At 70.7% G+C, this 21,315-nt stretch carries 21 protein-coding genes; 9 read left to right on the plus strand and 12 right to left on the minus strand.

Annotated features, from left to right (window positions below):
• Nucleotides 1–21: 21 nt before the first annotated feature.
• The gene (locus ACFW2Y_RS06965; RefSeq protein ID WP_384874791.1) at nucleotides 22–2,235 is read right to left on the minus strand and encodes a transglycosylase domain-containing protein; all 2,214 of its coding nucleotides are present in this window, start codon (nucleotides 2,233–2,235) and stop codon (nucleotides 22–24) included.
• Between the two features lie 288 nt (nucleotides 2,236–2,523).
• On the opposite strand from ACFW2Y_RS06965, the gene ACFW2Y_RS06970 reads away from it, so the two are divergent.
• The 3 genes from ACFW2Y_RS06970 to ACFW2Y_RS06980 are packed head-to-tail and all read left to right on the plus strand — an operon-like array spanning nucleotide 2,524 to nucleotide 6,094.
• Nucleotides 2,524–3,048 (plus strand): PadR family transcriptional regulator, encoded by a 525-nt coding sequence (locus ACFW2Y_RS06970; protein ID WP_384874650.1) that lies wholly within the window; start codon nucleotides 2,524–2,526, stop codon nucleotides 3,046–3,048.
• On the plus strand, nucleotides 3,045–3,728 hold the full coding sequence (locus ACFW2Y_RS06975; RefSeq protein WP_384874653.1) for an ABC transporter ATP-binding protein: 684 nt from the start codon (nucleotides 3,045–3,047) through the stop codon (nucleotides 3,726–3,728). The genes ACFW2Y_RS06970 and ACFW2Y_RS06975 overlap by 4 nt, the downstream gene beginning before the upstream one ends.
• Nucleotides 3,725–6,094, plus strand: a complete 2,370-nt coding sequence (locus ACFW2Y_RS06980; RefSeq protein WP_384874656.1) for an FtsX-like permease family protein — start codon at nucleotides 3,725–3,727, stop codon at nucleotides 6,092–6,094. Before ACFW2Y_RS06975 ends, ACFW2Y_RS06980 begins: the two co-directional genes overlap by 4 nt.
• Before the next feature lie 100 nt (nucleotides 6,095–6,194).
• Here ACFW2Y_RS06980 and ACFW2Y_RS06985 read toward each other — a convergent pair whose 3' ends face one another.
• Nucleotides 6,195–7,148: a hydrogen peroxide-inducible genes activator gene (locus ACFW2Y_RS06985; RefSeq protein WP_384874659.1), complete on the minus strand. Its 954-nt coding sequence runs from the start codon at nucleotides 7,146–7,148 to the stop codon at nucleotides 6,195–6,197.
• A gap of 132 nt (nucleotides 7,149–7,280) precedes the next feature.
• Between ACFW2Y_RS06985 and ACFW2Y_RS06990 the strand changes: the two genes are divergently transcribed.
• Entirely contained in the window at nucleotides 7,281–7,835 is a 555-nt protein-coding gene (locus tag ACFW2Y_RS06990) for a peroxiredoxin (protein ID WP_384874662.1), read from the plus strand.
• A gap of 16 nt (nucleotides 7,836–7,851) precedes the next feature.
• Nucleotides 7,852–8,385, plus strand: coding sequence for an alkyl hydroperoxide reductase (locus ACFW2Y_RS06995; RefSeq protein WP_384874665.1), 534 nt, complete (start codon nucleotides 7,852–7,854; stop codon nucleotides 8,383–8,385).
• A gap of 49 nt (nucleotides 8,386–8,434) precedes the next feature.
• On the opposite strand, the gene ACFW2Y_RS07000 is transcribed toward ACFW2Y_RS06995, so the two are convergent.
• The 5 genes from ACFW2Y_RS07000 to ACFW2Y_RS07020 all read right to left on the minus strand — a co-directional run bounded on the left by ACFW2Y_RS07000 (nucleotide 8,435) and on the right by ACFW2Y_RS07020 (nucleotide 14,179).
• Nucleotides 8,435–9,109, minus strand: a complete 675-nt coding sequence (locus ACFW2Y_RS07000) for a hypothetical protein (protein ID WP_384874668.1) — start codon at nucleotides 9,107–9,109, stop codon at nucleotides 8,435–8,437.
• Nucleotides 9,106–10,560: an AI-2E family transporter gene (locus ACFW2Y_RS07005; protein ID WP_384874671.1), complete on the minus strand. Its 1,455-nt coding sequence runs from the start codon at nucleotides 10,558–10,560 to the stop codon at nucleotides 9,106–9,108. The genes ACFW2Y_RS07000 and ACFW2Y_RS07005 overlap by 4 nt, the downstream gene beginning before the upstream one ends.
• Before the next feature lie 129 nt (nucleotides 10,561–10,689).
• Complete coding sequence (locus ACFW2Y_RS07010; protein WP_384874673.1) at nucleotides 10,690–11,400, minus strand: transglycosylase SLT domain-containing protein; 711 nt, start codon at nucleotides 11,398–11,400, stop codon at nucleotides 10,690–10,692.
• A 377-nt stretch (nucleotides 11,401–11,777) separates the two neighbouring features.
• A complete protein-coding gene (locus ACFW2Y_RS07015) occupies nucleotides 11,778–13,103 on the minus strand; it encodes a PhoH family protein (RefSeq protein ID WP_384874676.1) in 1,326 nt (441 codons plus the stop codon).
• Between the two features lie 314 nt (nucleotides 13,104–13,417).
• Complete coding sequence (locus ACFW2Y_RS07020; RefSeq protein ID WP_384874678.1) at nucleotides 13,418–14,179, minus strand: isoprenyl transferase; 762 nt, start codon at nucleotides 14,177–14,179, stop codon at nucleotides 13,418–13,420.
• A gap of 110 nt (nucleotides 14,180–14,289) precedes the next feature.
• On the opposite strand from ACFW2Y_RS07020, the gene mgrA reads away from it, so the two are divergent.
• A complete protein-coding gene (gene mgrA, locus ACFW2Y_RS07025; protein WP_384874680.1) occupies nucleotides 14,290–15,327 on the plus strand; it encodes an L-glyceraldehyde 3-phosphate reductase in 1,038 nt (345 codons plus the stop codon).
• Between the two features lie 319 nt (nucleotides 15,328–15,646).
• Here the strand turns inward: mgrA and ACFW2Y_RS07030 are convergent, their stop codons facing one another.
• Nucleotides 15,647–16,384 carry a prepilin peptidase gene (locus ACFW2Y_RS07030; protein WP_384874682.1) on the minus strand — a complete coding sequence of 246 codons (738 nt, stop codon included), beginning with the start codon at nucleotides 16,382–16,384 and terminating at the stop codon, nucleotides 15,647–15,649.
• A gap of 124 nt (nucleotides 16,385–16,508) precedes the next feature.
• On the opposite strand from ACFW2Y_RS07030, the gene ACFW2Y_RS07035 reads away from it, so the two are divergent.
• Nucleotides 16,509–16,862 carry a DUF192 domain-containing protein gene (locus tag ACFW2Y_RS07035; protein ID WP_384874684.1) on the plus strand — a complete coding sequence of 118 codons (354 nt, stop codon included), beginning with the start codon at nucleotides 16,509–16,511 and terminating at the stop codon, nucleotides 16,860–16,862.
• Between the two features lie 26 nt (nucleotides 16,863–16,888).
• On the opposite strand, the gene ACFW2Y_RS07040 is transcribed toward ACFW2Y_RS07035, so the two are convergent.
• The 3 genes from ACFW2Y_RS07040 to ACFW2Y_RS07050 all read right to left on the minus strand — a co-directional run bounded on the left by ACFW2Y_RS07040 (nucleotide 16,889) and on the right by ACFW2Y_RS07050 (nucleotide 19,001).
• A complete protein-coding gene (locus ACFW2Y_RS07040) occupies nucleotides 16,889–17,989 on the minus strand; it encodes a hypothetical protein (protein ID WP_384874686.1) in 1,101 nt (366 codons plus the stop codon).
• A 30-nt stretch (nucleotides 17,990–18,019) separates the two neighbouring features.
• Nucleotides 18,020–18,394 carry a hypothetical protein gene (locus ACFW2Y_RS07045; RefSeq protein ID WP_384874688.1) on the minus strand — a complete coding sequence of 125 codons (375 nt, stop codon included), beginning with the start codon at nucleotides 18,392–18,394 and terminating at the stop codon, nucleotides 18,020–18,022.
• A 163-nt stretch (nucleotides 18,395–18,557) separates the two neighbouring features.
• Entirely contained in the window at nucleotides 18,558–19,001 is a 444-nt protein-coding gene (locus ACFW2Y_RS07050; protein ID WP_384874691.1) for an ATP-binding protein, read from the minus strand.
• A 353-nt stretch (nucleotides 19,002–19,354) separates the two neighbouring features.
• On the opposite strand from ACFW2Y_RS07050, the gene ACFW2Y_RS07055 reads away from it, so the two are divergent.
• The gene (locus ACFW2Y_RS07055; RefSeq protein ID WP_384874694.1) at nucleotides 19,355–20,206 is read left to right on the plus strand and encodes a helix-turn-helix domain-containing protein; all 852 of its coding nucleotides are present in this window, start codon (nucleotides 19,355–19,357) and stop codon (nucleotides 20,204–20,206) included.
• Nucleotides 20,207–20,216: 10 nt separating this feature from the next.
• On the plus strand, nucleotides 20,217–20,411 hold the full coding sequence (locus ACFW2Y_RS07060) for a hypothetical protein (RefSeq protein WP_384874696.1): 195 nt from the start codon (nucleotides 20,217–20,219) through the stop codon (nucleotides 20,409–20,411).
• Nucleotides 20,412–20,559: 148 nt separating this feature from the next.
• On the opposite strand, the gene ACFW2Y_RS07065 is transcribed toward ACFW2Y_RS07060, so the two are convergent.
• Complete coding sequence (locus ACFW2Y_RS07065; protein ID WP_384874699.1) at nucleotides 20,560–20,862, minus strand: hypothetical protein; 303 nt, start codon at nucleotides 20,860–20,862, stop codon at nucleotides 20,560–20,562.
• Nucleotides 20,863–21,315 lie beyond the last annotated feature (453 nt).

A 21,315-nucleotide genomic window follows, 5' to 3' on the forward strand; every position in this document is an offset into this window, starting at 1 on the left:
GGCCCGGCCCTCAGCACGTGGTCAACGCGGCGGGCGGGTGCTGCTGCCGCCCTGGATGGGGTCGAGGACGTCCGGCGGCTCGATCGACGGCGGCGGGGACGGTTCCTCGGAGGCCGTGGGATCCTGAGTGGGCTCCGGCGGCGTGGTGACGGGGTCCTCCGTCGGCTGCGGCGGCGTGGTGGCCGTCGAGGTCGGCGGGGACGTCGGCGACGGCGGGGCCGTGGTCGGCTCCTCCGTCGGCTCCTCCTCGGAGGCCTCGGAGGTCGCGGTGGGCTCCGGCAGGGTGCCGTCCGGGGCGGCGCCGTCGGTCTCCAGGTCGAAGCTCGCGTCGGAGCCGCCGCCGAGGGCGCGGGTGGTGTAGTCGCCCCAGATCTTGGCGGGGGTGCCGCCGCCGTTCGCCCGGCCCAGGTTGATGGTGTTGCTGAGGGTCACCTGGTTGCCCTTCTCGTCCTCGCCGAAGAGGCCGACGGCGGTGACGAGTTCGGGGGTGTAGCCCACGAACCAGGCGGAGCGGTTGTTCTCGGAGGTGCCGGTCTTGCCGGCGGCCTCGTAGTCACCGGCGGCGCGGAAGCCGGTGCCGTTGCGCACGACGCCCCTCATGGCCTGGGTGGCGGTGTCGGCGGCCTCACGGCTGATGACCTGCCCGCCGATCGCCTCGGCGCCCTCGACCGTGCGGTCCCGGTGGCTGGCGGTCTTCACCAGGGTCGGGGTGACCTTCTTGCCGTGGTTGTCGAGCGTGGCGTAGACGCCGGCCATGTCCATGGTGGAGGCGCCCATGGTGCCGAGGGAGATGGCGGGGCTCTCCGGGAAGTCCACGCCGTCCTTCATGCCGAGGGCGAGGGCGGTCTTCTTGGTCTTGGCCGGAGTGACGTCGACGATCATCTGGGCGTAGACCGAGTTGACCGAGCTGTTGGTGGCCCTCTGGACGGTGATGGGCCCGTAGTTCCGGTCGTCCTCGTTCTCCGGGGCGAACGGGATGGAACTGCCGACGACCGGCCGCTGGCTGTCGCCGTCGTAGATGGTGCCGATGCCGATGCGACGGCCGTCCTGGGTGACCGAGCGGTTGTCGACGGCGGAGGCGAGGACGATCGGCTTGAAGGTGGAGGCCGGCTGGTAGTCGCGGCGGGTCGCGTTGGACATCCAGTGCTCGGTGGCGCCGACGCCTCCGTACATGGCGACGACCGCGCCGGTCTTCGGGTCGACGGAGGTGGCGCCGGCCTGGACGGTGGCCTGCTTCTCGTCGCCCTTGCGGTCGAGCTTGGCCTCCAGCTGCTTGTCGACCGCCTTGACGAGGGCCTTCTGCTTCTTCTCGTCGATGGTGAGGGTGATCGTCCAGCCGCCGGCCTTGATGTCCTCTTCGCTGACGCCCTGGCGCATCAGTTCCTGGTTGGCGGCCTCGACGATGTAGCCGGTCTGGCCCTCCATGCCGGGGGCGGGCTTGGGCTTCTGCGGGACGGGGAACTTCATGGCGGCGCGCTCGGTCGGCGACAGCCAGCCCTCGTCCACCATGTTGTCGAGGACGTAGTTCCAACGCTCCTCGACGAGCTTGCGGCCGGTGGCGCTCGCGGAGTTCCAGTCGTACTGGTTGGGCGCCTGGAGCAGGGAGGCGAGGTAGGCGCCCTGGGCGGTGGTGAGCTTGGGGGCGTCGACGCCGTAGTAGGACCGGGCGGCGGCCTGGACGCCGTAGGCGGAGCGACCGTAGTAGCTGGTGTTCATGTACCCGGCGAGGATGTCGCTCTTGGTCATCTGCTGGTCCACCTTGATGGCGATGACCATTTCCTTGAGCTTGCGGGTGGCCGTCTGGTCCTGGCTCAGGTAGAAGTTCTTGACGTACTGCTGGGTGATGGTCGAGCCGCCCTGCTTGCCCTTGCCCGTGACGGTGTTCCAGGCTGCCCGGGTGGTGCCCTTGATGTCGACGCCGTTGTCCTCGTAGAAGGACTTGTTCTCGGCCGCCACGAAGGCCTTCTGGACCTCGGCGGGGATCTCGTCCAGGCCGACGATCTCCCGGTTGATCTTTCCGGTGCGGGCGAGGATCTTGCCGTCGGCGTACTTGTAGATGTTGCTCTGCATGGTCGCCTCGGCGTTGGCGCTCGGCACCGGGACCATGAGGTAGACGACGTAGAGCGCCCCCATGCCGAGCAGGCAGAACACGAAGAACGTGCCAAGAAGCTTCTTCCAGGTGAAGAGCCGGCGTATGCCGCGCTTCTTCGCCTTGCCCTTGTCCGGTTGGCCCATGTGTCCCGTCGCTCCGCTCGTCATGTGTCCACCGTCTCGGCGCTGAGCCCGGTCCGCGCCGGATCAGCTCAGCAAGCTAACACCGACGAGCCGGACAAAGGACAACCGATCACGTCTTTTCAGGGCGTGAGAATCAGCACCCACGCCCAGAGGAACCGACGCTCCAACGGCCCCGAGGGTTGCACGAAAGTGTGATTCCGCTTAAGCGGCTCCTTGCGGGCGGATCGAAGGGGTCCGGGCATGACGGTCTATACATGGTACGTATACATCGTGCGTATAGTGAGGCGCATGTCCATTGGTCACACCCTGCTCGGACTCCTGGAGTCCGGACCGCGCCACGGCTACGACCTCAAGCGCACCTTCGACGAACGGTTCGGCCAGGACCGACCGCTCCACTACGGCCAGGTCTACTCGACCATGTCCCGGCTCCTGAAGAACGGACTGGTCGTCGTCGACGGCATCGAAGCCGGTGGCGGTCCGGAGCGGAAGCGGTACGCGATCACCGAGGCGGGCATCACCGACGTCGCCCAGTGGCTCGCCACCCCCGAGAAGCCGGAGCCGTACCTCCAGTCCACGCTCTACACCAAGGTCGTCCTGGCCCTGCTCACCGGTCGCGGGGCCGCCGAGATCCTCGACGCCCAGCGGGCCGAACACCTGCGTCTGATGCGCGAGCTCACCCGCCGCAAGCGGACCGGCGACCTCGCCGACCAGCTCATCTGCGACCACGCCCTCTTCCACCTGGAAGCGGACCTGCGCTGGCTGGAACTGACCGCGGCCCGACTCGACGCCCTCGCCCAGGAGCTCCGCCGATGACCTCCGCCCCGCTCCTGCGGGCCACCGGCCTGTCCAAGGCCTACGGCCCGACCACGGCGCTCGCGAACGCCGACTTCGCCCTCCGGACCGGCGAGGTCGTCGCCGTCATGGGCCCCTCCGGCTCCGGCAAGTCCACGCTGCTGCACTGCCTGGCGGGCATCGTGCGCCCCGACGCCGGCACCATCGACTACGACGGGCGCGAACTGACCGCGCTCTCCGACGGCGCGCGCAGCGCCCTGCGCCGCACCGACTTCGGCTTCGTCTTCCAGTTCGGCCAGCTCGTTCCCGAGCTGACCTGCGTCGAGAACGTCGCCCTCCCGCTGCGGCTGGCCGGCGAGAAGCGCCGGGCCGCCGAGGCCAGGGCAGCCGAGTGGCTGGCCCGCCTGGAGGTCGACGACACCGCCCGCAAGCGCCCCGGCGAGATATCCGGCGGCCAGGGCCAGCGCATCGCCGTCGCCCGGGCCCTGGTCACCACCCCCCGGGTGATCTTCGCCGACGAGCCGACCGGCGCGCTCGACTCCCTCAACGGGGAGCGGGTGATGCAGCTCCTCACCGACGCCTCCCGCGACACCGACGCCGCCGTCGTCCTCGTCACCCACGAGGCCCGGGTCGCCGCCTACTCCGACCGCGAGGTGGTCGTGCGGGACGGGTCGGTACGGTCCCCGGAGTGGGCGGCATGAGCCCGCGCTCCCAGGCCCGCGACCTGGCGCTCGGCGCCAGGTTCGCGGTCACCGGAGGCCGCTCCGGCCTGTTCCGCACCCTGCTGACCGCGACCGGCGTCGGCTTCGGCGTGGCCCTGCTGCTCCTCGCCGCGTCCTTCCCGAACATGCTCTTCCAGCGGGAGGTGCGCGAATCGGCCCGTGCGGTCGACGGCAGCCACGAGGTCACCTCGCCCCGTCCCGACTCCTTCCTGCACCTCGGGCAGACCACCGTCTACCGCGAAGAGGTGATCAGCGGGCTGCTGCTGCGCCCCGAGGGCGGGGCGCCCCCGGTCCCGCCCGGCGCGACGGCCTTCCCCCCGGTGGGCGGCATGCTGGTCTCCCCCGCGCTCGGCGAACTGCTCGACTCCCCCGAGGGCGCCCTCCTCAAGGAACGGCTCCCCTACCGGGTCGTCGGGACGATCGGCGAGGCTGGCCTCATCGGGCCGGCCGAGCTGCGGTACGTCGCCCACGTCGACTTCCTCGACCAGGAGAACTACGACGGACGCGGCGTCCGGTACGGCTGGTCGGTGCCCGAGGAACCGATGAACGCCTTCCTGGTCCTCCTCGTCGTCGTCGCCTGCGTCGTCCTGCTCCTCCCGGTGCTCGTCTTCATCGCGACCGCCGTCCGGTTCGGCGGCGAGCAGCGCGACCGGCGGCTCGCCGCGCTCCGGCTGATCGGCGCGGACGGCGCCACGACCCGGCGCATCGCGGCCGGCGAGTCCCTCGCGGGCGCGCTCCTCGGCCTCCTGGTGGGCACCGGGCTCTTCGCCGCGGCCCGGCAGTTCGCCGGCTCCTTCACCATCTGGGACGTCAACGCCTACCCCGGCGACGTCGTGCCGATGACGGCGCTGGCCGTGCTCGTCCTCGCCGTCGTCCCGGTCGCCTCCGTCGTGGTCACCCTCTTCGCCCTGCGCGGGGTCGCGATCGAGCCCCTGGGAGTCGTCCGGACCTCGACCCCGCGCCGCCGCAGGCTGTGGTGGCGGCTGCTGCTCCTCGCGGCCGGGGCGGCCTTCCTCGCGCCCCTCGTCGGCGCAGTGCAGCCGGCCGGGACCCGCATCGACGCCGTGGGGGTCGTGACCGGCACCGCACTCGTCCTGACCGGCCTCACCGCGCTCCTGCCGTGGCTCGTCGAGTCCGGTGTGAAGCGGCTGCACGCGGGGCCGGTGGCCTGGCAACTGGCGGTCCACAGGCTCCAACTGAGCAGCGGTACGGCGGCCCGTGCGGTGAGCGGCATCGTCGTCGCGGCGACCGGGGCGATCGCGCTCCAGATGCTCTTCCAAGCGATGGAGGGCGACTTCACGGAGCTCACGGGCCAGGACACCTCCCGCGCCCAGATCGCGATCGGCCTCGACGCCCGGACCGGTGACGAGGCCCGCCTGATGATCGAGCGGGTCGCGGGGACCCGAGGGGTCGCCGGCACGGTCGGCACCGTCGAGTCGCACGCGTGGCGGCCCGGACCGCTGCGGGGGAGCGAGGAGTTCGCCCCGACGACCTCGCTCAGGGTCGGCGACTGCGCCTCCCTCCGGGAGTTCGCGACGCTCCCCTCCTGCACGGACGGCGACGTCTTCGTCCTCCTCGCGCACGGCGCCCAGGGCGGCCCGGACGACGCCCGGATCACCCGGACCGCCCGCCCCGGGGCCACGGTCGCCCTGCAGGACCCGCATCCGCACCCGAGCGCCCCGAAGCGCCCCGCGGGCCGGCTGCCGCAGTGGCGGATCCCCTCCGACGCCCGGCTCGTGGACTCCCGGCCGGACCCGACGGGCCGCCACCAGTACGGGGTGCTCGCCACCCCGTCGTCGATCGACGTCGCCCGGCTCGACGAACCCGACGCGCAGATCATGGTTCGGCTCGACCCGAGCGTGCCCGACGCCGCCGACCTGGTGCGGAACGCGGCAGCGGACATCGATCCGACCTCCTGGGTCCGCACCCTCAAGGACACCCAGCGCGACGCGGCCTTCTCCAGCGTCCGCACCGGCATCCTCGTCGGTTCCACCCTGACGATGCTCCTGGTCGCCGCATCGCTCCTGGTCACCACCTTGGAGCAGCTCAGGGACCGCAAGCGGCTGCTCTCCTCGCTGGTCGCCTTCGGGACCCGGCGGTCGACCCTGACCTGGTCGGTGCTGTGGCAGACGGCGGTGCCCATCCTCCTCGGGCTGGTCCTCGCCGTGGCGGGCGGACTCGGTCTCGGGGTCCTGCTGCTGGAGACGACCGGGCAGGGGGTCCGGGACTGGTGGGTGTTCCTGCCGGTCGTCGGGATCGGCCTCGGGCTGATCGCCGCCGTGACGCTGTTGAGCGTGCCGGTGCTGTGGCGGCTGATGCGGGCGGACGGGCTGCGCACGGAGTGACCCCCCGTCCACACGTACGAGACGGGCGTCGGGCCCTACCCCGGGGGCCGGCGCCCTTCGGCCGGGCGGGTCCGGGCCCGTCGTGCCCGCCGCGCACGGGTCAGGCCCCGTCCTCCAGCAATCTGACCGGCAGCCGCTTCATCGCACCACGCAGGGCCCGTGCCAGTTCCTCGAACTCGGCGTGCCGGGCCGCCCCCGTCCGCATCGCGAGGGCGATCCGTCGGGAAGGGGCCGGTTCGTCGAAGGAGCCGGTGCGGAGGGCGGTGTTGCGGGCGGTCTCGATGGTCACGGCGGTGCGGGGCAGCAGGGTGACCCCGAGCCCGCCCGCGACCAGTTGGACCAGCGTGGAGAGCCCGGCTGCGGTGGTGGTGACCTCGGCGCCGTCGGTGCGACCGGCCTCCCGGCAGATGTCGAGGGCCTGGTCGCGCAGGCAGTGCCCTTCGTCGAGGAGCAGCAGCCGGAGCTCCTTGAGCGCCTCGCGCGGGATGTCCTGCCGCCCGGCCAGCTCGTGGTCCTGTGGGGCGATCAGGACGAAGTCCTCCTCGAAGAGGGGGAGTTCGGTGACCCCGGGCACTCCGAGCGGCACCGCGAGCAGCAGCAGGTCGAGGCGCCCTGCGGCGAGCCCCTCCAGGAGCGAGGAGGTCTGTTCCTCGTGGACCTGGAGGTCGAGTTCGGGGTAGCGGTGGTGGACGAGTCGGAGCACCGTCGGCAGCAGATAGGGGGCGACGGTCGGGATCACACCGAGCCGCAGGACGCCGGTGAAGGGGGCTTGGGCCGCCTCGGCCTCCTCCATCAGTTCGGCGACCGCGTCGAGGACCGCCCGGGCGCGGACCGCGAGCCGCTCCCCCGCGGGCGAGAGCAGCACCTTCCGCGTCGTACGCTCAAGGAGCTGGACACCGAGTGCCTCTTCGAGGGCCGAAACCGCGCCCGAGAGGGCGGGCTGACTCATGCCGATGGCGGCTGCCGCATCGCGGAAGTGCAGATGCTCGGCAACCGCCGCGAATGCCCTGAGCTGCGAGAGGCTCGGCTGCTTGGTACGCCGAACGGAAACCACTGATAACCACCTTCGATCAACTCGACCGAGTCTAGCTATTTCACTGATCAATGCACCCCGTGCCAGGATGTGAGACGTCCAACCCCCACGGAAGACCCCAAAAGGGACCCTTCCACTCTGCAAGGAGAGCGCGTGCTCACTGTCGGTGACAAGTTCCCCGCCTACGACCTGACCGCCTGCGTGTCGCTGGAGAGCGGCAAGGAGTTCGAGCAGATCGACCACAAGTCCTACGAGGGCAAGTGGCGCGTGGTGTTCTTCTGGCCGAAGGACTTCACCTTCGTCTGCCCGACCGAGATCGCCGCGTTCGGCAAGCTGAACGACGAGTTCGCCGACCGCGACGCCCAGATCCTCGGCGTCTCGGGCGACTCCGAGTTCGTCCACCACGCCTGGCGGAAGGACCACGCCGACCTGCGTGACCTGCCCTTCCCGATGCTGGCCGACTCGAAGCACGAGCTCATGCGCGACTGCGGCGTCGAGGGCGAGGACGGCTTCGCCCAGCGCGCCGTCTTCATCGTGGACCCGAACAACGAGATCCAGTTCACCATGGTGACCGCCGGCTCGGTCGGCCGTAACCCCAAGGAGGTCCTGCGGGTCCTCGACGCCCTGCAGACCGACGAGCTGTGCCCGTGCAACTGGAACAAGGGCGAGACCACCCTTGACGCCGCCGCGCTGCTCGCGGGCGAGTAAGGGCGAGTGATCTGACATGGCTCTCGACGAACTGAAGTCCGCCATACCGGACTTCGCCAAGGACCTGAAGCTGAACCTCGGTTCGGTCATCGGCAACAGCGACCTGCCGCAGCAGCAGCTGTGGGGCACCGTCCTCGCCTCCGCGATCGCCTCGCGCTCGCCGAAGGTGCTCAAGGAGCTGGAGCCCGAGGCCCAGGCGAACCTGAAGCCCGAGGCGTACCAGGCGGCCAAGTCCGCCGCCGCGATCATGGCGATGAACAACGTCTTCTACCGGACCCGGCACCTGCTGTCGGACCCCGAGTACGGGACGATGCGCGCCGGTCTGCGGATGAACGTCATCGGCAACCCGGGCGTCGAGAAGGTCGACTTCGAGCTGTGGTCGCTGGCCGTCTCCGCGATCAACGGCTGCGGCCGGTGCCTGGACTCGCACGAGCAGGTCCTGCGCCAGGCCGGTGTCGACCGCGCCACCATCCAGGAGGCCGTCAAGATCGCCGCGGTGATCCAGGCGGTCGGCGTCACGCTGGACGCCGAAGCGGTGCTCGCCGAGTAGGGCGGAGCCGTACGAGGAGGGCCCGGGGCGCGCGCCCCGGGCCCTTCCGTCACTTCTTGAGCGCCGCGATGACGTCCTGCACGTCCTGGGTCATCGGAACCTCGATCCCGGACATGTCCATCGGCGCCACGGGGTCGACCGGATTGCCGCTCGCGTCCACCTCGTACTCCCGGTAGACGATCAGCTCGATGACGACCTGGCCGTCGAGCACGCGGAGCTCGCCGCCGTCGTCGCCGTGCTGGGCGAAGAAGGCCATCTCCCCGAGGCCGGCGATGGGCTCGGAGAAGTCGTAGTACTTCGCCCGCGCGGGGAACTCGGGGCCGGGGTCCGTCACCCTGTGCAGGGTGTAGCGGACGGAGGCGCTGTACCGCGGCGCGGAAGCCCCGAAGGTGATCATGCAGGAGCTCTCGTACAGGGCCGGATCGTTCATGTCGGACTCGCCGCTGTCCGAGGTCCGCGCACCGAAGGTGCTGGCGAGCGCCTTGAGCTCGGACGCCTCGCAGAGGTTCGCTTCCACCGTGTACCCGCCCAGGTCCGGTCCGCTCTCCGCGCGCTGCCCGTACGCGTAGAGACCGCCGCCCCACAGTGCCGAGGCGAGCACCGCGCCGCCGAGGGCCCACCGCCAGGGGCGGCGCGTGCGGTGCCCGCGGGGAGGCGGGGCGGCGTCGAGCACCTCGGGGCCGTCGAGCGGTTCGCCCCCCACCAGTTCCGGCTCGGATATCACGCGCGCTCCTCCTCGACGGCGCCCGGCGCCGGGACCGGCGCCACGGCGAAGGCCGTCGCCCCGCGCGGCTCCGGGGTGCTGCGCAGCGCCTGCTCGGTGCTGTAGGCGCGCAGATAGCCGACGACGGTGTTGACGACGGCGACCAGCGGAACGGCGACGACGGCGCCGCCGATGCCCGCGGTGAGTCCACCGGCCGCGACGGCGAGGACGACGGCCAGCGGGTGGACCCGCACCGCACGGCCGAGGATGAACGGCTGGAGGACGTGGCCCTCGATCTGCTGCACGGCGAGGACGACGAGCAGCACCATCAGCGAGATGAAGAAGCCGTTGGTGACGAGGGCGACGACGACCGCGAGGGCGCCGGAGATGACGGCGCCGACCAGCGGGATGAAGGCGAAGAGGAAGATGAAGACGGCCAGCGGCACCGCCATCGGCACGTCGAGGAACCAGAGCCCGAGGCCGATGAAGACGGCGTCGATCAGGGCGACGAGGACCGTGCCGCGGACATAGGCGGTGAGGGTGCGCCAGGCGCGCGGACCGGCGCCGGCGACGCCCGGCCGGGCCTGGGCGGGGACCAGCTTGAGCGTCCATTCCCAGACCCGCTTCCCGTCGTAGAGCAGGAAGAGCGTCGAGAACATGGCGAGCAGGACGCCGGTGAGGGTCTCGACGACGACGGTGACGCCCTGCAGTCCGACCTGGGTGATCTGCTCGGCGTTGGTGCCGACGGAGTCGCTCAGGTTCTTGGCGATGCCGTTGATCTGCTGCTCGGTGACGTGGAAGGGGCTGTTGAGGAGGCCCCGCTTGAGTTCCTCGATGCCGTTCCTGATCTGGTCGGACAGGTTGTCGATGTTGTCCATGACCTGCCAGACCACGAACCAGCCGACCAGCCCCATGACCACGAAGCCGGAGACGGCGGTGACGGCGGTGGCGAGCCCTCGGGGCAGGCCCTTCCGGCGGAGCAGCGCGACGGTGGGTTGGAGCAGGGCGGTGACGAGGAGGGCGGCGACGAAGGCGAGGACGACCAGTTGCACGGAACTGATCACCTTCATCAGCACCCAGACCGTGCCGGCGAGGACGAGCAGCCGCCACCCCGCCTCGGCGGCCACGCGCATGCCCCAGGGGATGGCGTCGACGGGGTCGGGGCGGGCGGCGACGATCGGGGGGTACGCGGGGGGCACGGGCACGGAGCGGTCCGGCCCTGCCGGGTCCCCCTCCCCCACGGCGACGGCTCCGACGGCCGGGAGGGGGGCCGCGGCGTCCGGGGCGGTACCCGACCGGGGAAGCTCGGCTGCGGGTACGGGCGGGGGTTCGTACGCGATGGTGTCCGGAGTCACGTACGGCGGCCCGAGCGGATCATTTCGCTCCGCTTCGGCCCGTCGTTCGTCGAGGCGCTTGCCCATGTGACTCAGGCCCGCGCCCAGCCGGTCGAGCCACCTTGGCACTCTGGACATCTCTTCCTTCTTCCCCCCGCTCGCTCTTCCCCGTTCGCCCAGGGAAGCCCGTGGGCCTCTCGACGGTACATGCAAGGAACCCCCCACCGTAGGACGGCGGGGGGCTCCCTGAGGTTGAGCGCGCTGGGGCTAGTACCAGCGGTTGGCCTGCCAGAACGACCAGGCGCCACAGGGACTGCCGTAGCGGCCGTCCATGTAGTTGAGGCCCCACTTGATCTGGGTGGCGGGGTTGGTCTGCCAGTCCGCACCGGCCGAGGCCATCTTGTAGCCGGGGAGGGCCTGCACGAGGCCGTAGGCGCCCGACGACGGGTTGGTGGCGCGGTAGTTCCAGCCGGACTCGTGGTCCACGATGTTGCTGAAGCACTGGAACTGGTCGGCCGGAATCATCTGCCGGGCCATCGCCTTGACCTCGGCGATGCTGTACGAGCCCTGGGCGGCGAAGGAAGAGGCGTCACGGACCGCGGAACGGCTGGCGCGCTCCTCGGCCTCCTTGCGCTCCTTCTCGGCCTTCGCCTCGGCAGCGGCCTTGTCGGCCGCTTCCTTCTTCTCCTCGGCGTCCTTGGCGGCGCGGATGCGGGCCGCTTCCTCCGCGGACTTCTTCGCGGCCGAGTCGGCCGCGGCGGCCTGCACGTCGGCCTGCTCCGAGAGGGAGGCGACCTGTACCTGGGCCTGCTCCCCCGAGGGGATGTCCGCGAGCAGCGTGGTGTCGGCCGCGGTGGCCTCGAAGTTGTCGTCCGAAGCCTGCGCGGCATTGCCCGAGGCAACGCCGACGACGGCACCGACGGTGGTGACCGCAGTGGCCGAAGCCACCGCGAATCCCCGGACCGAGATCCGGCTCACACGGTTTCCTTCCAGCACGCCCGCACAGGTGACCACACGGGCGAAATCTTGCCCCTGACACTGGTCTCCGACGTAACGGGTCACAGGAGACGCGGGCCCGTGGTGCTGTGGGCGGCATACGGCGGACGGCTGTTGAGTTGTGCGGTGCGTTGCGCACCCCGAGGGTGCACCTGTGCCGTATGCAGGGCCTGACGGAAGCAAGACTCTGCCGGACGGCGACACCGCAAGGCAATTCCGTGTTGCGTGTGAAAGCTCACATCTCGGCGGACGCAGGTGTTTTGACGAATCCGGCGGACAGCAGTGCGCCACCCGACTAAGCTCCTCCGCTCTGCCGGGTGGCGCCAACTCCCACACCTAGACGAAAAGGTGTGAATCGGTCAGACCTGACCATCCTCCAGCATCTCCGTCACGAGCGCGGCGATCTGCGAGCGCTCGGAACGGGTGAGCGTGACGTGGGCGAAGAGCGGATGCCCCTTCAGCTTCTCGACCACGGCGACGACTCCGTCGTACCGACCGACCCGGAGGTTGTCCCGCTGGGCGACGTCATGGGTCAACACGACCCGGGAGTTCGCACCGATGCGGGACAGAACGGTCAGGAGGACATTGCGCTCCAAGGACTGCGCCTCGTCCACGATGACGAAGGCGTCGTGGAGCGAACGGCCCCGGATGTGGGTGAGCGGCAGAACCTCCAGCATCCCGCGCCCGAGGACCTCCTCGATCACCTCCCGGCCCGCGACCGAGGACAGCGTGTCGAAGACGGCCTGGGCCCAGGGGCTCATCTTCTCGGCCTCGCTGCCGGGTAGATAGCCGAGCTCCTGTCCGCCGACCGCGTACAGCGGCCGGAAGACCATCACCTTCTGGTGCTGACGGCGCTCCAGGACCGCTTCCAGGCCGGCGCAGAGCGCGAGCGCGGACTTGCCGGTGCCGGCCCGGCCGCCCATGGAGATGATGCCGACGTCCGGGTCGAGCAGCAGATCCAGCGCGATCCTCTGCTCGGCGCTGCGGCCCCGGAGCCCGAAGGCCTCCCGGTCGCCGCGGACCAGCCGGACGTTCCCCTCGGGGGTGACCCGTCCCAGCGCCTTGCCGCGCTCGGACTGGAGCACCAAGCCGGTGTGGACCGGAAGCCCGGCGGCCTCCGGCACGTACAGCGATTCCTGGCCGTAGAGCAGGTCGATCTGGTCCGCGGAGAGGGCCAATTCGGACATGCCGGTCCAGCCGTTGGCGTCCGTGATGGCCAACTCGGCCCGGTACTCCTCCGCGAGGAGGCCGACCGAAGAGGCCTTGATGCGCAGCGGCAGGTCCTTGGAGACGACCGTGACGTCGTACCCCTCCGCCTGGAGGTTGCGCGCGACCGCGAGGATCCGTGAGTCGTTGTCCCCCAACCGGTAGCCGGCGGGCAGGACGCCGGGGTCGGAATGGTTGAGCTCGACACGCAGGGTGCCGCCCAGGTCCCCGATGGGGAGCGGGGCGTCCAGGCGCCCGTACCGGACCCGGAAGTCGTCGAGCAGGCGCAGCGCCTGCCGGGCGAAGTAGCCGAGCTCGGGGTGGTGCCTTTTGGCCTCGAGCTCCGTCACCACGACGATCGGGAGCACCACCTCGTGCTCCTCGAAGCGCGAGACGGCATTGGGGTCGGCCAGCAGGACGCTGGTGTCGAGAACATAGGTGCGCCGGTCGGAAAGGCGGCGCTTCGTGCTGGTCACCACGGAAGGACAGACCCCCTCTGAAGACCCCTGTGAGGTCGGGGTGCGACGGAACCGGTGTCGCTGCGGAATGGGACCGGGTTCAGGCCGCGCTGCGCGGGCCGAACCTCGGCCCTCCGCTTCTTCCGTACGTGTCCCGCACGGTCGTCCTGGTGCAAGGGGCCTCCCGGGTGGCGGTCTCCGTGCCGCTCACTTCACCAGGGATATGCCCTCGAACACCCGCTGCCATGCCATGGCATATGACGACGTGTTCATGAACACGAGGTGATCGGTTGTGACCGGAAACTTCCGGCCGGAGGTCGGGGCGTCCGGAGGGCTCAGGTTCCGTAGCGCCGGTGCCGGGCCGCGTAGTCCCGCAGCGCCCGCAGGAAGTCGACCTTGCGGAAGGCCGGCCAGTGCACCTCACAGAAGTAGTACTCGGAATGGGCGCTCTGCCACAGCATGAATCCGGACAGGCGCTGCTCACCGCTGGTGCGGATCACCAGGTCGGGATCGGGCTGGCCGCGGGTGTACAGGTGCTCCGAGATGTGCTCGACGTCGACGGTCTCGGCGAGCTCCTCGACGCTCGTTCCCCGCTCCGCGTGCTCCAGGAGCAGGGAGCGGACCGCGTCCGCGATCTCCTGCCGGCCGCCGTAGCCCACGGCGACGTTGACCAGTATCCCGGTGTTGGTCCGGGTGGCCTCCTCGGCCTCCTTCAGCACCGACTGCGTGCGGGCGGGCAGCAGGTCGAGCGTGCCGACGTGGTGGACCCGCCACCTGCCGTCGGCGGCCAGCGCGCGCACCGCGTTCTCGATGATGCCGAGCAGCGGGACGAGCTGCTCCTCGGGGCGGTTCAGGTTGTCCGTGGAGAGCATCCAGAGCGTGACGACCTCGACGTCCGTCTCGGCGCACCAGCCGAGCAGCTCCTGGATCTTGTCCGCGCCGGCCTTGTGTCCCTGCTCGGGCGTTCCACCGGAGGCCTTCGCCCAGCGACGGTTCCCGTCGAGGATCACCCCGATGTGCTTGGGCACCTGGGCATGATCGAGGCGGCCTTCCACCCGGCGCGCGTAGAGCCCGTACACCAGGTCTCGCAGGTTCACTGTTCTTTACCCCTCCATGCAGTGTCGGCCCCCGAGGGCGCCAGACTACTGCGCACGGGCGACGGGCTCCCAGCCCGGGACTGTCACAAGTCCGTGATAAGCAGAGATACGTGACTGATTCCCCCCTGTACCGCGCCGCCCCGGACCGCTATGACGCCATGGAGTACCGCCGCACCGGCCGCAGCGGCCTCAAGCTGCCGGCCGTCTCCCTCGGGCTCTGGCACAACTTCGGCGACGACCGCGCGCTCGAATCCCAGCGCGCGATCCTGCGCCGCGCCTTCGACCTCGGCGTCACCCACTTCGACCTGGCGAACAACTACGGACCGCCGCCCGGCTCCGCCGAGCTGAACTTCGGCAAGCTCTTCGCCCAGGACTTCGCGCCCTACCGGGACGAGCTGGTCGTCTCCACGAAGGCCGGCTACCTGATGCACCCCGGGCCGTACGGCGAGTGGGGCTCCCGCAAGTACCTGATGTCCTCGCTCGACGCCTCGCTCAAGCGCATGGGCCTCGACTACGTCGACATCTTCTACTCGCACCGCTTCGACCCGCACACGCCGCTCGAAGAGACCATGGGAGCGCTGGCCTCCGCGGTGCAGCAGGGCAAGGCGCTGTACGTCGGCGTCTCCTCGTACAACAGCGAGCAGACCGCCGAGGCCGCACAGCTCCTCAAGGAGATGGGCGTCCCGGCGCTCATCCACCAGCCCTCGTACTCGATGATCAACCGCTGGACCGAGGAGGACGGCCTCCTCGACACCCTGGAGGCGGCCGGCATGGGCTGCATCTCCTTCGTGCCGCTCGCCCAGGGGCTGCTCACCAACAAGTACCTGAAGGGCATCCCGGAGGGTTCGCGGGCCACCCAGGGCAAGTCCCTCGACCCGAACCTGCTCTCCGACGAGGTGCTGCGGCGCCTGCGCGGCCTCGCCGACATCGCCGAGCGGCGCGGGCAGTCCCTCGCCCAGCTGGCGCTGGCGTGGGTGCTGCGGGACGAGCGGATGACCTCGGCCCTGATCGGCGCGTCCAGCGTCGCCCAACTGGAGGAGAACGTGGCCGCGCTCGCCGGCCCGCCGCTGACGGACGAGGAGCTCAAGGAGATCGACTCGTTCGCCGTCGACACCGCCGGCACGAACATCTGGGCCGGCCGGGGCTGACGCCGCCGGAGGCACCGGGCGGGGAAAAGAAAACGGGCCGGTCCGTGGGGGGGATACGGACCGGCCCGAGGGGGGGTTTCCACCATAACCCTTCATTAGTCGTGCTGCGTGCCACGCGCGCCGAACGAAGTACCTCGAATTCCTGGAATCCCAGGCGTCACAAGGGTTCTGGGGCCGTGTGGCGGGTTTGCGCCCCGGCGTGGCGGCGGAGTTCCGTCCCCCCGAAGAGGGACCTGCCCGGAGGGGCGCGCCGTTGACGCGGGAGAAGCTCCGAGGGGCCTTTGGGCAGGTCGGGGGCCGAAAAGACCCGTCCGGAGCATCAGGGAACGGCGGTGAACGCGCCCAGCGCGAGGCCCAACAGGCCGCCGGTGAGCATGAAGGGGCCGAAGGGGATCGCCGAGGAGCGGTCGGCCCGCCGCAGCAGGACGAGACCGAGGCCGTACACCGCGCCGAGCAGGAAACCCGCGAACGCCCCCAGGAAGAGCACCCCCCAGCCGTACCAGCCGAGGGCGGCGCCCAGCGGAAGCGCCAGCTTCACATCACCGAGGCCGAGGCCGCCCGGATTGATCAGGGCCAGCACCCCATAGGCCCCGCCGAGGACGAGACCGCCGAGCAGCGCGTGGGTCCAGGAGCCGGCGCCGTACGGGAGGAGCGCGGCACCGCCGAGGAGCAGCGGAACGGCCGCGGCGAGCGGCAGCGTCACCCCGTCTGGCAAGCGGTGGACCCGGACGTCCACGCAGGCGAGAAGGACCGCGAAGGGTGCGCAGAGCCACCAGACCACCAGCTCGGGCCGGGGGCCGCCGGTGGCGGCGGCGAGCACGGCGCAGGCAGCGGCGGTGAGCAGCGGCGCGAGCAACGGGCTCGCGGTGGTGGCGCAGGCCCGCCGTCCGGGAACGCCGAGCCAGCCCCGGCCCGGCCCGGCGAGCAGATGCCCGTCCGGACAGCGGTCCCGCCACGGCTCCTCCGACCCCACGGAGAGCCGGTACGCGGCCCGGGGTACGAACAGCCCGGCGGCGGCCCCCCACAGGGCGGCGGCAACGATCAGCGTGGCGTACACGGGGCAGACCCTAGTGGTGCGCCCTCCCCGGTGAGCCGCTCCGCGTCGAAGACGGCCGAGGGCGACCGCACCCCGGTCGACGACGGGGTGCCCGCCCCGGGGCCCTGCCAGTACGGTCGGGCGCATGGGGAAATGGGTGGACGGAACGGGGACCTTGACCGTGCCCGACGGTGCGGACGTCGAGTTGGAGGTGGCGGCCTCGTACCGGGCACGCCGGCGGGGGCTGCTGGGGCGGACCGGGATCACCGGGGCCCTGCTCATCGTGCGGACGAACAGCGTGCACACCTTCGGCATGCGGTTCCCGATCGACGTGGCCCACCTGGACGGCTCGTTCACGGTCCGGTCCGTGGTCACCATGCGGCCGGGACGGCTCGGCATGCTCCGCCCGCTCGGTCGGCACGTCCTGGAGGCGGAGGCCGGCGCCATGGCCGGCTGGGGACTGCGTCCGGGGGTGCGGGTGCGCGTGGACGTCGGATAGGGCGCCGCTCGCAGAGGCGCCGCTCGTCACGGAGGGCCCGGACCGAGCAGGGTGAGGGCCCCGTACCCGGCGGAGGCGAGCGCGAGCCCCGCGAGGACGGGCACGGCGGTGCGGGTCCGCACCCGGGCGAGGGCCGCGGCCGGCGGGAGCAGCAGTCCGAACGCCGGCATCATCAGGCGCGGTCGGGAACCGAAGTAGGCGGCCCCGACGAGGGAGACCAGGACGACGCCGACCGTGTAGACGAGCAGGGGCAACGGCTGCCGCTGTCGTACGCACAGCACGACGAGCCAGCCGAGCAGGGCGAGCGCCGCCCCCAGGCCGAGGGCGGCCGGCCACGGCAGGCGCACGATGAAGAGGGCCAGGGCGACCCCGCCGTCGATGGAGTTGCCCCAGGCCGCCTGCACGTCGAAGTAGCCGGTCGGGGTACCCTCCCGCACCCCGACGTAGGCGACGTGGCCGAGCCAGCCCAGTGGGGCGACGAGCACTCCGGCCACCGTCCGCGGGGGCAACCGCCGCTCGCCCACGAAGGCGACGAGGGCCGTGATGCCGAGGGCGGCGATCAGCGCGACGGCGGTCGGACGGGTGAGTCCGGCCGCCGCGCAGAGCGCTCCGGCGAGGATCCAGCGCCCGCGCAGCACCGCGTACAAGGACCAGGCGGCGAAGGCCGTGAACAGCGTCTCGGTGTACGCCATCGACTGCACGAAGGCGGTCGGGTACACCCCCCAGAACACCGCGAGCAGCACGCCCGCGCGGGGACCGGCGACCCGTGCGCCACAGCGGTGGATGCCCCAGGCGGCGGCGAGCCCCGCGGTCCAGGAGACCAGCAGCCCGGCGGTGGCCGCATCGACGGGGAGCACGGCGGACAGGCCGCGCTCCAGCAGCGGGAGGAGCGGGAAGAAGGCGAGGTCGGAATGGACGTCGCCGTTCGGCAGGATCGCCTCGTACCCGTAGCCGTGCTCGGCGATCCGCACGTACCAGACGGAGTCCCAGCGCCCGTTGAGCCGGTGCAGCCCGTCCTCACCGGTCGCACCGGCGGCGACCGCGAGGACCAGGAGGCCGACGAGCCGGGTGAGGGCATAACCGCCGAGGGCGACGAGGGTGGGCCGATCGGGTCTGGTCAGGGGCATGCGCCTGATTATCCCGAGCGGCGTCAGCCGTCAGCCGAGGGGTCTTATCCGGACGAACTTCGCCGCCATGACGGGGCCGAGCTGATGGATGATCGCGTGCCCGGGCTCGTGCGGCGAGGGCAGGTCGCCGAGGAAGGACGTCACGATCACCTCGTCGATGTCGAAGACACCGCGCGCGCTCTGCTCCTCCAGGAACGCCAGCGTGCGGCGCCAGTCGGCCGCACCCGGAGCCTCTCCGAGGAAGGAGCGGACGGTGTCCTGGACGACGTCCCAGAAGAACACGTGCGGCAGGACGTCGCCCTGACGGAAGACATGGGTCTCGTACACGCCCCTGAACTCCGGGATGCGGGTGATGAGATCGCTGACCAGTTGGACGCTGGGGGTCGTGTTCGGAATCGCCGCCATCTCTCCAGAATGCTCCTGTCCGACACCTACGTCCCGCCGGATTTGCATTTTCCTGGCGCCGTCTTTCGCCGTGTTTTCCCCAAGGGGCGCCAAGTGTCCCTCTTCCGTGGCCCCTTGGGCGTATGTACGAATGCACGGCCGGCGCCGGGAGCGGGAGCCCCGCCTACCGGGGCAGTACGACCCAGGACTTCGTCCCCCGGTGCGGCGGCCGGGCCTCGACGGTGCCCCACTCCCCGCCCCAGTCGTCGACGACGGCCGCCAGCAACCACAGCGACCGGCGGCGGCGTTCGGCACAGCGCCCCTCGTCCTCGGGGTCCCGGTGGCGGGGGTGCTGGTCCCAGAGGAGCAACCGCAGGGCGTCCTCGCGATGACGGAGGAACAGGTGCACGTCCTCGCCGGGACCGAGCCGGGCGGTCGTCGCGATCAGTTCGGTGACCGCGAGTTGGGCGGGCAGCGCATGGCGGTCGAGCCCATGGGCACGGAGCACGGACCGCACGACGGCACGCGCGACGCCCGCACTGCTGGGGACACCGGGAAGCGTGAGCCCGTACGCGAACCCGGGTGGGGCAGCGGACGGGGACGCACTCCCGGGGGAAGTCGCGGTCACGGGACAGAGGGTGGTGCGGAAGGACGGCGACACGGCGGACTCCCTGAGGGGTGAGGAGTGGACCTCGCTGGATTCGTTCAGCACGTGGATCTCGCTTCTCGCGCACAAGTGGCCCACGGGGTCGCGGAGTCGAGTGGTGGCATGTCTCCCTGACGCGGGACCGCCCCTCCCAGGGGAGGAGTTGCGGGCAGGACCGCGCGATGCACTTCCACTCGATGCTTTGCGTGAGCGGTGCGCTACCCAATGTAAGGCATTCTGGAGTACACGTACTACGGTTTGCCGGATCGGCCCCACCTCGACCGGAGCACGCACCCCGTGCAGACTGGGCACACCACAGCCGGAGGGGAGAACGGATGCCGCCGAGGAGCACACCTACCGCGCGTCAGAGGCGCGTCGGTGCGGAGCTGCGCAAGATGCGCATCACGGCCGGCATGAGCACCGAGCACGTGGCCGGACTCCTCGGCGTTCCCCGGACGAACATTCCCAACATGGAGTCCGGGAGATCCGGCATCAGTGCCGCTCGCGTGCGTGCCCTCGCCGACCAGTACGGATGCGTCGACGAGCAGTTCGTCGACGCCTTGGCAAGCATGGCCGGTGACCGCACGAAAGGCTGGTGGGAGCGATACCGCGACCTGCTGCCCGCGGCGCTCCTGGACATCGCCGAGATGGAGTGGCACGCGACGCACCTGCGCATCGCGGTCCCCATTCACCTGCCCGGCCTGTTCCAGACGGAGGACCATGCGCGGGCCGTCTTCGCCCAAGTCGTACCACGCCTCTCCAGGACCGACCTCGACGCGCGGCTCGCGCTCCGCATCGATCGGCAGCGAGTCCTGGACAAACCGGATCCACCCAGGGTGCAGGCGATCATCCACGAGGCAGCCCTACGCATCGAGTTCGGCGGCACCGCCACGACGATCGCCCAGCTGGGCCACGTCCTCAAACTCGCCGAGCGCGCACACCTGACCGTACGGGTGATCCCGTTCAAAGCCGGCGGATTCCCCGGCGCGGGCCAGTCGGTCATCTATGCCGGCGGCCCGGTCCCCCGACTCGACGCGGTGGAACTCGACGCCACCCACGGACCGGAGTTCCTGGATTCGGAAGCTCAACTCGCCAAGTACCGGGCACAGCTGGACGAGTGGGAGGCCCGGGCGCTCTCCTCCGAGGACTCGCTCCGGTTCATCCGCGATCTCATCGACCGGCTTTAGGAGCCTGAACATGCCGAAGGACATTCACTGGGAAGCCCCCGCCTGCGGCGAGGGAGCAAACTGCTACCGCCTCGGCAGCGACGGGGACGGCAACAGCTACATCGCCGTCCTCGGTCAGGAGGATCGTTACCTCACCGACAGCCGTGAAGCCCTCCGCAACCTCATCCTCGACATCAAGGCGGGCAAGGCGGACCACTTGCTCTAGGACAGGGCGGAGTTCGAGGGCGGGAAGGAGTGCCGAGGGCCGGCGCCCGAGCCGATTCCCGCCGTGACATCGTGCGGCCGGCGAAACGCCGACCGCTCAGCCCGGCTTCGACCGGAAGCGCCTGCCGCCCGTCGGCGGCCATCGACTGCTACCGGCGGCGGAGGCGGTCGAGGCCGTAGCCGAGCGCGCAGCCGACGAGGAGGTCGACCAGCTCGATCAGCACTCCGATGAGGCTCGGGCCGGGGAGTGCCGACAGGAAGGCGAAGAGCTGAACGGCCACGGCAGGAACCAACAGGGCGGCCAGGTGACGGCGTCCGTGGTCCTTCGACAGCGCCCGGTGCACCGCTCCGGCCACCCAGGTGCCGAGGGCGTAGGAGAGAACGGTGGGAAGGTGGACGAGGAGGATGACGCCGCCGAGCGTCTGGCGGAGATCCGACTCACCGTCCTCCACCACCTCCCACGAGAAGGACGACGATCGTCAGGATCCCGAGCCCCCACGGCGCCAACAGCTGCGTGAAACGGGGCGAGGTGGGGTTGCGAAACTCGCTCTCGTAAGACATGAAACGTTTCTCCTAATCCAGTGCGTAAGCAGATGGTCCGGGCTCATGCAACGACCCGGGACGACTGTTTGCGCTGGACAGCGAATTCCTGGATCCCCCCTGGCTGTCAAGGCCTCCTCAAAGAGCGGCATCGCTGTCCGTTGCGGGGCCCGCGGTGATGACGCGGGCGCCGGGCTGATGCCTCCGTTTCTCCCGGCCCTTGAGGCCTCTGTCAAGAGCGGCGCAGCCCGGCGCCTTCGTGGTCACCGCGAAACTCGCGGGGGCTACTCGGACGTTGATCGTCACGGCGCGAGCCCGCTCCAGGGTCGACCTCTTGTTCATCCGCGAGCCCGCGAGCTCTGCAG

It is taken from the genome of Streptomyces sp. NPDC058877 (genome assembly GCF_042742855.1).
Classification (GTDB): Bacteria; Actinomycetota; Actinomycetes; order Streptomycetales; family Streptomycetaceae; genus Streptomyces.